The following is a 12659-nucleotide window of genomic DNA, read 5'->3' as shown; positions in this document are numbered from 1 at the left end:
GAACCAGGAGAACCACACACCATGAGCGCATCACCACGCGTCGTCATCATCGGCGCCGGCATCGTCGGCACCAACCTCGCGGACGAGCTGGCCAGCCGCGGCTGGAACAACATCACCGTCGTCGAACAGGGCCCGCTGGAACTGGCCGGCGGCTCCACCTCACACGCCCCCGGCCTGGTGTTCCAGAACAACGCGTCCAAGACCATGACGGAGTTCGCCACGTACACGGTCAACAAGCTGCTCTCCCTGAGTAAGGACGGCCAGTCCTGCTTCAACCAGGTGGGCGGCCTGGAGCTGGCAACCACTCCCGAGCGCCTGGCCGACCTCAGCCGCAAGATGGGTGTGATGACCTCCTGGGGCGTCGAAAGCCGGATCGTCGACGCCGATGAATGCGAAAAGATCTATCCGCTGTTGAACACCGGCAAGCTCTCCGGCGGCCGTGAGGTCCTGGGCGGGCTGCTCATCCCCACCGACGGCCTGGCCCTGGCTGCCCGTGCCGTGCAGCTGCTCATCGAGCGCTCCCGCGAGCGCGGCGTGACGTTCCTCGGTTCCACCGCAGTCACCGGCATCAGCCAGTGGGGCGGCAAGGTCACCGGCGTCGAGACGTCCTCCGGCGTGATTCCTGCCGACATCGTGGTGTCCTGTGCAGGTTTCTGGGGCCGCGAGCTCGGCAAGATGGTGGGCCTGGAGGTGCCGCTGCTGCCGCTGGCCCACCAGTACGTCAAGACCACGCCGCTGCCGGAACTCAAGGGCGTGAACGACCTGCCCAATGGTGCCCAGAAGCCCATCCTGCGCTACCAGGACCGCGACCTGTACTTCCGCGAGCACGGCGACCGGATCGGCATCGGCAGCTACGCCCACCGGCCCATGCCGGTGGACATGGAACAGCTGCCCCGCGTCGGCGCGGAGGAAATGTCCGACCACCGGATGCCGTCGCGACTTGATTTCACCCTGGAGGACTTCGCGCCCGCGTGGGAGGACTGCCAAGACCTGCTTCCCGCCCTGCACGCCACCCAGATCGAGGACGGCTTCAACGGAATCTTCTCGTTCACACCCGACGGCGGCCCGCTGATCGGCGAAGCCCCGGAACTCTCCGGTTTCTTCGTTGCCGAGGCCGTGTGGGTGACGCACTCCGCAGGCGTGGCCAAGGCTGTGGCCGAGCTGCTCATCGAGGGCCGCTCACGCACCGATCTGCACGGTACCGAGCTAACCCGCTTCGAAAACGTGCAGACCAGCGACGAGTACGTCAGCGAGACCTCACAGCAGAATTTCGTGGAGATCTACGACGTCCTGCACCCTCTGCAGCCCAAGGAGTCCCCGCGGGACCTGCGCGTCAGCCCGTTCAACGTCCGGCAGAAGGAACTCGGCGCATTCTTCCTCGACTCCGCCGCCTGGGAGCGCCCGCACTGGTTCGAGGCCAACCGCCCCCTGCTGGACGAACTGCCGGCAGAGTGGCAGGCGCCCGAACGCGAACCCTGGGCCGCGATGTTCTCCTCCCCCATTTCGGCGGCCGAAGCGTGGAAGACGCGTACCGCCGTCGCACTTTACGACATGACGCCGCTGAAGCGGCTGGCGGTCAACGGCCCGGGCGCGCAGGCGCTGCTGCACCGGCTGAGCACCGGCAACATCGCCAAGAAGCCTGGAGCCGTCACCTACTGCCTGCTGTTGGAGCACGACGGCGGCATCCGCAGTGACGTGACCGTCGCGCGGCTCGGGGAGGAGGACTTCCAGCTCGGCGTGAACAGCAACGTGGACTTCGACTACCTCCGCGTGGAGGCCCGGAAGCAGTCGGCCGCCGATCCGGCGAAATGGGTGCACGTCACCGACATCACCGGCAGCACCTGCTGCATCGGCCTGTGGGGCCCGCTGGCGCGCGAAGTGATCGGCAAGGTCAGCGCTGACGATCTCACCAACGACGGCCTGAAGTATTTCCGCACCAAGGAAATTTCGGTGGGCGGCATCCCCGTCACGGCGATGCGCCTGTCCTACGTGGGCGAACTCGGCTGGGAGCTGTACACCACCGCCGAATACGGCCTCAAGCTCTGGGACCTGCTCTTCGAGGCGGGCCGGGAGCACGGCATCATCGCCGCCGGCCGCGGCGCTTTCAACAGCCTGCGTCTGGAGAAGGGCTACCGTCTCTGGGGCACGGACATGACCACCGAGCACCACCCCTACCAGTCCGGCCTCGGCTTCTCGGTGGCCAAGGACAAGGACGGCTACGTGGGCTTCGAGGCGCTGGCGGCCCGCAAGGAACAGCCGGCGGAGAAGGTGCTGCGCTGTCTGACGGTCGACGACGGCACGTCCGTCGTGCTGGGCAAGGAACCCGTGTACGTGGGCGGGGCAGCGGCCGGTTACGTCACCAGCGCGGCCTACGGCTACTCCATTGGCAAGCCGATCGCCTACGCCTGGCTGCCCTCCTCGGTTTCCGAGGGTGACGCCGTGGAGATCGAGTACTTCGGCCGCCGGGTTCCCGCCAGCGTCAGCGCCGAGCCGCTGTTCGACCCCGGCATGGAGCGCCTCCGCGGCTGACGCTGCTGGTTGAGCTTGTCGAAACCTGGCGGGCTCAAGCCGGTGGTTGAGCCCGTCGACGGTGGTTGAGCTTGTCGGAAACCCGACGGGCTCAACCACCGTTTTTGCGTTCCGCCCCCGGTCGAGCGCCAACGGACACTTAGGCCCCCGTGAACGAGGCCGTGCGGGCGCGCCCGGACGGTCGTCACTCCTGTCGTTTTGTGGTAGCTTGCCGTGATGAAGCGGATCCAGGTGGGCCTCGTGGCCGACCCTGCCTCGCCCACGGAGATCGCACGCCTACTGAGCGACCTCGAGCCGCCCGGCGGCGAGGATCGCGGCGCCTGGGATATCAAGATCGTGAGCGAGCCATTCACCTTGGGTTCGGAGGACGTCGACACTGCGTTGGTGCGGCTTCGGGACCAGGCCCGTCAGCACGAATGGGACGTCGTGATCGGGTTGACCGAGCTTCCGTTTCGCGACGAGGATGACGGCCGGTACCTGCTGGCTGAGACCGACCCACAACGCCGCACGGCTGTGCTGTCGCTGCCGGCGCTCGGCGGGCTCCGTATGCAGCAGCGTGCCCGGCATGCAGTGCACGCTCTCGCCAGCGGCATGGCCGAGAACACCCGTGACGAGCACAGCGGGCCGCTCCCCCGCTTCACTAGCCGCTGGCGCTTGCTCGTGGGCATGGTGCTCGCCAACCGTCCGTGGCTCCTCGTGCCCGGGCTCAAGTCCGCGCTCGTGGCAGCACTGGCAACGGGAGCGGTCGCCACAATCAACTCCACGGTTTGGCTGCTGGCCGGCTCCCTGTCATGGTGGCGCCTCGTGGTCGCGACGATCGCCTCCATCGCGCTCGTTGTTGCCTGGCTCGTGATCGACGGGGAACTATGGGACCGCCCCGACGACAACTCTGCGGAGGCCAGGGAAAGGTCCCGTCTCTACAACACCTCGACGTTGGTGACCCTGACCATCGGGGTTCTCATCTGCTATCTGGCGCTCTACGTCGTGAACCTGGCCTGGGCGCTGTTTGTCCTCGACCCGGCTGTAATGGGCGGCTACCTCCACGTGTCGCTCGGCTATGGCGACCTGTTCGTGCTGACATGGTTTGTCGCGTCGGCGGCGACCGTCGGCGGCGCCCTTGGCACCGGTCTGGAGTCGGATGAAGCAATCCGCGCGGCCGCGTACTCAAAGCGCGAGGAGGAGCGCCGCGACCGGCTCGCACGCGAGCGGACCTAGACCGCTGCACCCAGTCTTCAACGCGGCATCGTCCATACATTTTTCGGGCGACCTCTCGACACCCTTAGTAAGTGTGCTTAGCATTAAGGTTCGATTAGTTTCTCTGTTGCGTACAGACGGGGCAGCCGGGTTTTTCCCGGACGGCCTGCCGTCTGAAAACCATTGGCCTCCCGACCCCTTTGGTTGGCCCAGGGGCCACAATCCTTTGTTCCCCCATTTCCCCGCCAGCTCCAATACGCGTATTCGGTGACACTCCGCGCCCTTTTTGGGCCGCCGTCCTGCAGGCGTGACGTTGGTGCGCGCCCGGAAGCTACGACTACTTGGCCACGGTCGGGATGCGATAAAGAAAAGAGCGGAAAAGTGAAGGCAGTAGTTTACAAAGGACCGAACGACGTCAGCGTCGAGGACGTACCGGATGCCAAAATCGAGCACCCGGCCGACGCGCTGGTGCGGATTACCGCGACGAATATCTGCGGCTCAGACCTGCACATGTATGAGGGCCGCACCAGTTTCGAACCCGGACGCACCTTCGGGCACGAGAACCTGGGCGAAGTGGTCGAGACCGGCCCGGCGGTGAGAAAAGTGCAGGTGGGCGAGCGTGTCGTGCTGCCGTTCAACATCGCCTGCGGATTCTGTAAAAACTGCGACCGCGGTTTCACCAACTACTGCCTGACCATGCAGCCAGAACCCCAGCTCGCAGGCGCGGCCTACGGGTTCGCGGACATGGGCCCATACCAGGGCGGGCAGGCCGAATACCTGCGGGTGCCGTACGGGGACTTCAACTGCCTGCGCCTGGGCGAGGACTCCGTGGAGAAGGAGCTCGACTATGTCATGGTCGCCGACATCTTCCCCACCGGCTGGCACGCCACCGAGCTGGCCGGGGTGTACCCAGGAGACTCCGTGGTCATTTATGGGGCAGGACCAGTCGGCCTCATGGCAGCCTACTCGGCCATTATCAAAGGCGCTGGCAAAGTCATGGTCGTGGACCGCCAAAGCGACCGCCTGAAGCTGGCCGAACAGATCGGTGCCATCCCTGTGGATGATTCCGCAGTGGACCCTGTCGAGTTCGTCAAGGACCAGACCATGGGATTCGGGGCCGACCGGGGCTGCGAATGCGTCGGCTACCAAGCCCACGACCCGGGCGGAAACGAACAGCCCAACCTGACCCTGAACCGGCTCGTAGACTCGGTCCGGTTCGTCGGTGGCCTGGGCGTGGTAGGTGTCTTCCTGCCCCAGGACCCCGGGGCGCCCGACAAACTCGCCCAGCAGGGGCAGGTGGCATTCGACTACGGAAACTACTGGTTCAAGGGACAGACGATGGGATCCGGTCAGTGCCCGGTCAAGAAATACAACCGGGCCCTGCGCGACCTGATCGCCGGCGGAAAGGCCAGCCCCTCTTTCATCGTCAGCCACGAGCTGCCGCTGGATCAGGCCCCCGAGGGCTACAGGAACTTCGACAGCCGCGAAGACGGCTGGACCAAAGTCGTCCTCCACCCGGCCGAAGCCTGAGAGGAGAAATTTCGATGTCGAAACAAGCAATTCCCGGGACGTGGTCCTGATGCGAGCAATGGTTTACCGCGGCCCGTACAAAGTCCGGGTTGAAGAGAAAGACATTCCGAAGATCGAGCACCCGAACGACGCCATCGTACGGGTCAGCACGGGTGCCATTTGCGGGTCCGACCTGCACCTTTATCACGGCATGATGCCAGACACCCGGGTGGGGATGACGTTTGGGCACGAGTTCGTTGGCACGGTGCATGAGGTGGGCTCCTCCGTGCAGAACCTGGCGGTGGGCGACCGGGTGATGGTGCCGTTCAACGTCTACTGCGGGTCCTGCTACTTCTGCTCCCGCGGGCTGTACTCCAACTGCCACAATGTCAACCCCAACGCCACCGCCGTCGGCGGGATCTACGGCTACTCCCACACCTGCGGAGGCTACGACGGCGGCCAGTCCGAGTATGTGCGCGTACCGTTCGCCGACGTCGGGCCAGGCTTGATCCCCGACTGGATGGACGAAGAGGACGCCGTCCTGCTCACCGACGCCCTCCCCACCGGTTATTTCGGCGCCCAACTGGGCGACATCGTTGAAGGCGACACCGTAGTGGTGTTCGGCGCCGGGCCGGTGGGCCTGTTCGCCGCCAAGTCCGCCTGGCTGATGGGCGCCGGGCGGGTGATCGTGATCGACCATCTGGAGTACCGGCTGGAAAAGGCCCGTTCGTTCGCGCACGCCGAAACGTACAACTTCGTGGAGTACGACGACATTGTGGTGCACCTGAAGAAAGCCACCGACTATCTGGGCGCCGACGTCGTTATTGACGCGGTGGGGGCCGAAGCGGACGGCAACTTCCTCCAGCACGTCACGAGCAGCAAACTGAAGCTGCAGGGCGGATCCCCCATTGCCCTCAACTGGGCCATCGATTCCGTGCGTAAAGGCGGAACCGTGTCCGTGGTGGGCGCCTACGGACCGATTTTCAGTGCAGTGAAATTCGGTGATGCCATGAATAAGGGGCTGACGCTGCGCATGAACCAGTGCCCGGTCAAACGGCAGTGGCCGCGGTTGTTCGAACACGTCAGGAATGGGTACCTGAAGCCCAGCGACATCGTCACCCACCGCATTCCGCTGGAGCACATCGCCGAGGGGTACCACATGTTCTCCGCGAAGCTCGATGACTGCATCAAGCCCCTCATCGTTTCCACCCCGGCCTGAACACGACAGCCTGAAAGGAAGAGCGTCATGGCTGAGATACCAACCCCCTACAAAGCCGGCAAGCCTGCCTTGAAGGAGTCCGCGGAGGACTTGCGGGCACGAATCCCGGGATGGGGCGCAGACCTCGACCCGGCCGACAGGCCCTCCTACCCCCGCGAGCAGCCCGGCATCGATACCGGTGCGCACTGGGACTTCCCTGAACGCCAGCCCGAGAAGTGGCCCCGGGAGCGGTCCGTCGAGCACGCTTTCGTGACGCCCGTTTTCGGGACCTCCACCCCTCCCAAGGGCGCCTCGGGGGCCATCCGGAAATACGCCTACAAATACAGTGAAGGCCGCGCCGCGCACTGGCTGCTGCTCATCGCCGCGGACAGGGTCGATGCGTGGGAACACCACCTTCGCTCGTTCGCCACCCTGCGCCCGGACAACCCGATCACTGAGACAGGAGTGCTCAGCGAGTTTTCCCGCCACGGAGTCCGCTCCCGGTTCGGCAGAAAGCGCGCTGACGTCAACCACCAGTGGATGGATCCTTTGATGGTGGGCGGGCCCTGGGTGCTTGCCGGCCTGGGCGGTGTCGTCGCCGTGCGGGCCCTCAGGCGGGCGGCGGTGGGTCGGAAATGACGCCGCCCTCATGACCTGGCGAAAGCACCGCGAAACCTAACAGCTGTTCTGCAAGGGCGGCGGACCAAGGGTGTCACCAGCAACGCATGGGCTGGTGACACCCGCACGTCGGCGGCACCGCACCCTAGTCCTTATGCGTCACATTTTGGTAGGCCAGCGCGTTACTCGCGGCGGCGGCGGCACGCGCCACGATGGGGCCGAGCCTGCGCACGTCGGCGGGCGTTATGCGCTGGGTGGGAAATCCCAGGCCCAGCACACCGGCGAGCCGGCCGGTGTGGTCAAAAACGGGTGCGCTGACCGATCCAACGTCTTCGTTGCGTTCACCGAAGGCCGCGTAGTAGCCCTGCTCTCGGGCCGCCTGCGCCTGCTGCCGAAGAAGCTCGAGGGTGACGGGAGTCGCAGGGGTGTAGCGGCTCATTTCCGATTCGGACAACGAACTCCAGGCATCCGGGTCATACGCCAGGAAGATCTTGCCAGGAGCTCCCGCGTGAAGGGGCATCACCATTCCGACCATGAATGGCCGCATTACCACGTGGCGGGTTTCTGCGACTGCGACCACGGTGCGGAACGCTCCGTCCCTGACGTAGAGACACGCGCTTTCGCCTGTCTCGTCGCGCAGCTGCTGCAGCACGGGTTTAACCAGCTTGACAAGGTCGAGCCCCAGGGTTCCGGGCGCGGCCCAGCGGACCATGCCGATTCCGATCCGGTACCGGTCTCCTTCGCGGTCCAGGAACCCTTCCCTGACCATGTTCTGAACGAGCCGCTGGCAGGTGCTGGAGGGCAGTCCCGTCCGGCGGATGATCTGCTGGAGGGTCGGCTCGGGTTCGGCGACCGAGAAACAGTCCAGGATCTCGGCGACCTTGTGCAGCACCAGAAGTGGTGAGGAACCTGAGCCTTGTTCCGATGTCACGGAGGTCCTTTCTGCTGTAATTCCCGATCCTGCGTGCATTCCATCCTAGACAGGCGAGAACCAGCCGTCCGGCGGTCCCACTCAGGGGTCGTGTGATCTGTTTGACATTCTAACCGTTCGACCCACATCATGGGACAGCAACCCAGATTATGGGTTTCCCTGTCAGCACAACGTCGTGGAGAAAACGATGAGCACTCCTGAAGTCACCTGTGAAACTGCCCCCGAGCCCAAGCGCCCCGGCGCCTCCCGCATCGGCCTGATCGTTCCCAGCTCGAACACCACCATGGAAACCGAGCTCCCCGAGCTCTTCCGCCGGCAGGCCGAGGCCACCGGGCACAAGTACACCTTCCACTCGGCCAGGGCGGGCATGAAGAACGTCAACCGAGAAGAACTTCTGGCGATGGTGGGCAAGGCTGCCGGCTGCGCCCAAGCCGTGTCGGACGCGGACGTGGACGTCATCGCCTATGCCTGCCTCGTGGCTGTCATGGCGCAGGGGCCGGGAGCCCATGCCGGATCTGAAGAGGTGATCGCCGCGGCAGCGGCCGAAAACGGGCACCCGGCACCGGTCACCAGCAGCGCCGGAGCGTTGGTACGAACCCTGCAGGAGATGGGCGTCCGGAAGATCGCCATGATCACCCCGTACATGAAGCCGCTGACCCAAATGGTGGTCGAGTACATCGAGGGCGCCGGAATCACCGTCCTTGATGCAACCAGTCTCGAAGTAGCAGACAACCTGGCGGTCGGTTGCCTGGATCCGCAGAACCTGCCGGCCATTGCCCGTAATCTCAAGCGCGAAGGCGCGGAGGCCATTGTTCTTTCAGCCTGCGTCCAGATGCCTTCACTTCCGGCGGTCCAGGCCGTTGAAGATGAACTCGGCTTGCCCGTCATCACCGCGGCGACGGCCACGACGTACGAAATCCTCAAAGCCCTCGGGCACACTCCGGCCATTGCGGGTGCCGGCAGCCTGCTCTCGGGAACGCGCACCCTGACCGGCGCGACGATCTAAGCGGACACCCTCATGTCCCTTTCCCTCATCGCGTTCTTCATCCTGGTAGCCGCCTTTGCCATCGGCTCGTTTACCAGGGTCAACGCCGGACTCATCGCCCTCGTCGCCGCCTTCGGCGTGGGGACGCTGCTGGTGGGCATGCCCATCAAGGACGTCATCGGCCAGTTCCCGGCCGGCCTGTTCTTCATCCTCGTCGGTGCCACCTTGCTCTTCGCCATAGTGAGGAGCAACGGCACCATCGACCTGCTTGCCTACTGGGCCGAGCGCCTCGCCGGCGACCGCAAGGTACTCGTTCCCATCCTGATGTTCCTCCTGACGGCGGCACTCGCCTCCGCCGGGGCCTTCACGCCGGCCGCCATCGCCATCGTCGCTCCGGTAGCCCTGGCACTAGGTCTCCGGTTCGGCATCAGCACACTGGCCATGGGTCTGGTCATCGTCCAGGGCGCGAACGCCGGCGCATTCTCCCCCGTCAACCCTTTCGGCGTGCTCGCCAACGTCATGCTCGATGACGCAGGAGCATCCGCCGATTCCCTGAAGCTCTACGTCTACTGCTTCGTGTTCAACGCCGTCCTCGCCGTCCTCGCCTACGTCCTCGTGCAGTGGATCATGAAACGCCGCGCTACACGGCTCAGCGGCCGTGAAACGGGCGCGACCGGAGCCGATGCCAGCCAGGACCCCGTACATCCCGGGGCGGCCCGGCGCGCTGCCGGCGACCCTGGGACCTCGGTGCTCACCGTTGCAGCGCCGGCGCAGGTGTCCACGGACCCGGCCTTGCGTCAGGGCCCGGTCAAGGTGGCGGCAACACCGATACGCATCCTGACCCTGATCGGTCTGGGGGCGTTGCTGATACTGACGACCGTCCTGGGCATCGACGTCGGAGTGGCTTCGCTCGTCGTTGCCCTCGTGCTGATCTGCGTGAACCCCGGCGTGCAGAAGCCTGCCGTTGAGAGCATGCCCTGGTCCGCCATCATTCTGGTCACCGGCATCGTCACCTACGTGGGCCTACTTGAAGAAATGGGGGCCCTGAAAGAACTGGAGGCCGGTATCGCCGGTTTGGGCGACAGCTCCCTCGCCGCCCTGATCGCCAGCTACGTTGTGGCGGTCGTCTCCGCCTTCGCCTCCACTACCGGCACCCTCGGTGTGATCAGCCCGATCGTCACTCCCATAGCAGTGGACCCGATGCTCTCCCCCATCGGCGTGATCACGGCGATCGCCATCAGTTCCTCCGTGGTGGACGTCAGTCCGATGTCCACCAGCGGGGCGCTGCTCATGGCCAGCGCCCAGCCAAAGGATGAGCGGATGTTCTTCCGGGCTTTGCTGGTCTGGGCGATCGCAATGATCGGGATCGTGCCGCTCCTCGTCTGGCTCATCTTCGTCCAGCTCGGCCTCGGCTAACCCACAAGCCCCGTTGCGGGGTGCCCGGGACCATACGGGCACCCCGCAACGGCTCAGCCCACGGAGCGGTTCTTCCGCCGGAATCCGCCCGGCCAATCGGCCCTGCGGATCCGTTTCAGTTCCCTGACCGATCCCGTGGTGCCCCATTCATCAAGCCCTAACCGTGCCAGCGGTTCCAGCAGATCGATCCGCGGGTGGCTGCCATCCAGAACGCCCGAATCAACCACCGCATGGGTGACCTCCCCGAAGACCAGAACGCAGTCACCGACCGGCAACGTACTGTGCAGCCGGCACTCCAGGGCCACCGGGGACTCCCCTACCCTGGGCACGCCCACGGTGCGACCTGCTTCCCGCGTCACTCCGGCCGCGTCGAACTCACTCACATCCGGGGGAAAATTCGTGCCGGTCGCATTGACCTCGGCCATCAGCCCGGCAGGCGCCAGGTTCACCACAAACTCTCCCCGCGAGCGGATATTACGCAGCGAATCCTTCTCTCCGACCGAGGTGAACTGAACGATCGGCGGATCCACTGATGCAACAGTAAAGAACGAATGCGGAGCAAGATTGTCCACGCCCTCCGCCGACCTGCTTGAGACCCACGCAATCGGACGGGGAACAACAACGGCCGTCAACAGCCGGTAAAAATCCCGCGATGACAGTTCGCCGGGATCAAAGTCTTTTCGCATGACTTCAGCCTACGCAGACAACACGGCGGGGAAGGAATCCGGGTTAGCCGGCGTAGGGGTCGGCGATGCCGATGTACTGGGTGTAGAGGTATTCCTCGATGCCCTCGATGCCGCCTTCACGGCCCAGGCCGGACTGCTTGACGCCGCCGAAGGGTGCTGCGGCGTTGGAAATGACGCCGGCGTTCAGGCCGAGCATGCCCGTTTCGAGCCGCTCGCCCATCCGGATGCCGCGGTTGAGGTCCTTCGTGAAGACGTAGGCCACCAGCCCGTATTCGGTGTTGTTGGCCAGGCGGACAGCGTCGTCCTCGGAGGAGAAGGTGGTGATCGGGGCGACGGGGCCGAAGATCTCCTCGGACAGGATCCGGGTTCCCTCGGACACGCCCTTCAGAATTGTCGGCTGGTAGAAGTACCCGGGGCCTTCCACCGGGGCGCCGCCCACCACGGCTGTGGCGCCGGCGGACACGGCGTCGGTGACCAGTTCGTGGACCTTGTCACGGCTCTTCGCGTCGATCAGCGGACCGACCTTGGACTCGGGCTCGGTGCCGCGGGCGGTGGTCATCTCCCTCATCTTCGCGGCGAACTTCTCCGCAAATTCGTCGGCCACGGACTCGTGCACGATGAAACGGTTCGCGGCGGTGCAGGCCTCGCCCATGTTCCGCAGCTTGGCCAGCATGGCGCCGGCAACGGCGGCATCGACGTCGGCGTCCTCGAACACCACGAACGGGGCGTTGCCGCCCAGCTCCATCGAGGTCCGCAGGACCGTCTCGGAGGCGTCGGACAGCAGGCGGCGGCCCACCTCGGTGGACCCGGTGAAGGACAGCTTCCGAAGGCGCTGATCCTTGATCAGCGGGCCGGTGGTGGCCCCGGCACTCGTGGAAGCGATGACGTTCAGGACACCGGCGGGCAGTCCGGCTTCCTGCATCACGGCAGCGAACAGCTGGGAGGTCAGGGGTGTGAGCCTGGCGGGCTTGAGGACCATGGTGCAGCCGGCCGCGACAGCGGGGGCGATCTTGCGGGTGGCCATGGCCAGCGGGAAGTTCCACGGCGTGATCAGCAGGCACGGGCCGACCGGCTTCTTGGTCACCAACAGGCGGGACTTGCCGTCCGGGGACACCGAGTAGCGGCCGAACGCGCGGACGGCTTCCTCCGAGAACCAGCGCAGGAACTCGGCTCCGTAGGTGACCTCGCCGCGGGCCTCGGCCAGCGGCTTGCCCATTTCCAGGGTCATCAGCAGCGCGAAGTCCTCGGCCCGCTCGGTGACCAGATCAAAGGCGCGCCGCAGGATCTCGCCCCGCTCCCGCGGCGGCACTTTCGCCCAGGACTCCTGCGCGGCGGCAGCCGCGTCAAGAGCCGCCATGCCGTCCTCCACTCCGGCATCGGCGATGCTCAGCAGGATCTTGCCACTGGCAGGGTCCTCAACCTCAAAGGTCTCGCCCGAGGCCGCCGAACGCCATTCGCCATTGATCAGCAGGCCGGTCGGGACAGCCGACAATATTTCATTCTCACGTTCTAAGGCCGTAGACATGTTTCTCCTTAGTAAATTCCTTGGTGGCGCCGCGTTGGCGCAGTATTTCGTTGAAAGACCCAGCGCTG

Annotated in this window: 10 protein-coding genes; 7 read left to right on the top strand and 3 right to left on the bottom strand. The window is 65.2% G+C overall.

Going from position 1 to position 12659, the window contains the following annotated elements:
• Nucleotides 1-21: 21 nt before the first annotated feature.
• The 5 genes from AC57BR_RS17225 (at nucleotide 22) to AC57BR_RS17205 (ending at nucleotide 7069) form a co-directional block, all read left to right on the top strand.
• Nucleotides 22-2529, top strand: a complete 2508-nt coding sequence (locus tag AC57BR_RS17225) for a GcvT family protein (RefSeq protein ID WP_496362700.1) — start codon at nucleotides 22-24, stop codon at nucleotides 2527-2529.
• 336 nt (nucleotides 2530-2865) lie between these two features.
• Complete coding sequence (locus AC57BR_RS17220; RefSeq protein WP_496362698.1) at nucleotides 2866-3744, top strand: hypothetical protein; 879 nt, start codon at nucleotides 2866-2868, stop codon at nucleotides 3742-3744.
• A gap of 360 nt (nucleotides 3745-4104) precedes the next feature.
• Nucleotides 4105-5253: a glutathione-independent formaldehyde dehydrogenase gene (locus AC57BR_RS17215; protein WP_496362696.1), complete on the top strand. Its 1149-nt coding sequence runs from the start codon at nucleotides 4105-4107 to the stop codon at nucleotides 5251-5253.
• Between the two features lie 49 nt (nucleotides 5254-5302).
• Entirely contained in the window at nucleotides 5303-6451 is a 1149-nt protein-coding gene (locus AC57BR_RS17210) for a zinc-dependent alcohol dehydrogenase (protein ID WP_496362694.1), read from the top strand.
• A 27-nt stretch (nucleotides 6452-6478) separates the two neighbouring features.
• Entirely contained in the window at nucleotides 6479-7069 is a 591-nt protein-coding gene (locus tag AC57BR_RS17205) for a hypothetical protein (RefSeq protein ID WP_496362692.1), read from the top strand.
• 124 nt (nucleotides 7070-7193) lie between these two features.
• On the opposite strand, the gene AC57BR_RS17200 is transcribed toward AC57BR_RS17205, so the two are convergent.
• A complete protein-coding gene (locus AC57BR_RS17200) occupies nucleotides 7194-7979 on the bottom strand; it encodes an IclR family transcriptional regulator (protein ID WP_496362690.1) in 786 nt (261 codons plus the stop codon).
• 187 nt (nucleotides 7980-8166) lie between these two features.
• Here AC57BR_RS17200 and AC57BR_RS17195 point away from each other — a divergent pair, with 187 nt between their 5' ends.
• Entirely contained in the window at nucleotides 8167-8985 is an 819-nt protein-coding gene (locus tag AC57BR_RS17195) for a maleate cis-trans isomerase family protein (RefSeq protein WP_496362688.1), read from the top strand.
• A 12-nt stretch (nucleotides 8986-8997) separates the two neighbouring features.
• Nucleotides 8998-10380, top strand: a complete 1383-nt coding sequence (locus AC57BR_RS17190; RefSeq protein WP_496362686.1) for an SLC13 family permease — start codon at nucleotides 8998-9000, stop codon at nucleotides 10378-10380.
• Between the two features lie 53 nt (nucleotides 10381-10433).
• Here AC57BR_RS17190 and AC57BR_RS17185 read toward each other — a convergent pair whose 3' ends face one another.
• Nucleotides 10434-11012 (bottom strand): flavin reductase family protein, encoded by a 579-nt coding sequence (locus tag AC57BR_RS17185; RefSeq protein ID WP_496363345.1) that lies wholly within the window; start codon nucleotides 11010-11012, stop codon nucleotides 10434-10436.
• A 97-nt stretch (nucleotides 11013-11109) separates the two neighbouring features.
• Nucleotides 11110-12591, bottom strand: coding sequence for an NAD-dependent succinate-semialdehyde dehydrogenase (locus tag AC57BR_RS17180; protein WP_496362684.1), 1482 nt, complete (start codon nucleotides 12589-12591; stop codon nucleotides 11110-11112).
• Nucleotides 12592-12659: the final 68 nt, after the last annotated feature.

It is taken from the genome of Arthrobacter sp. BGA-UO-ETr-C19 (assembly GCF_059568005.1).
Note: the sequence above shows the minus strand (reverse complement) of the source record. Positions and strands in the feature narration are given on the sequence as shown.

What these genes read in the sequence shown, in the direction of transcription:
- AC57BR_RS17195 (WP_496362688.1), top strand. Translation starts at nt 8,167, where the DNA reads ATGAGCACTCCTGAAGTCACCTGTGAAACTGCCCCCGAGCCCAAGCGC.
- AC57BR_RS17225 (WP_496362700.1), top strand. Translation starts at nt 22, where the DNA reads ATGAGCGCATCACCACGCGTCGTCATCATCGGCGCCGGCATCGTCGGC.
- AC57BR_RS17205 (WP_496362692.1), top strand. Translation starts at nt 6,479, where the DNA reads ATGGCTGAGATACCAACCCCCTACAAAGCCGGCAAGCCTGCCTTGAAG.
- AC57BR_RS17180 (WP_496362684.1), bottom strand. Translation starts at nt 12,591, where the DNA reads ATGTCTACGGCCTTAGAACGTGAGAATGAAATATTGTCGGCTGTCCCG.
- AC57BR_RS17190 (WP_496362686.1), top strand. Translation starts at nt 8,998, where the DNA reads ATGTCCCTTTCCCTCATCGCGTTCTTCATCCTGGTAGCCGCCTTTGCC.
- AC57BR_RS17210 (WP_496362694.1), top strand. Translation starts at nt 5,303, where the DNA reads ATGCGAGCAATGGTTTACCGCGGCCCGTACAAAGTCCGGGTTGAAGAG.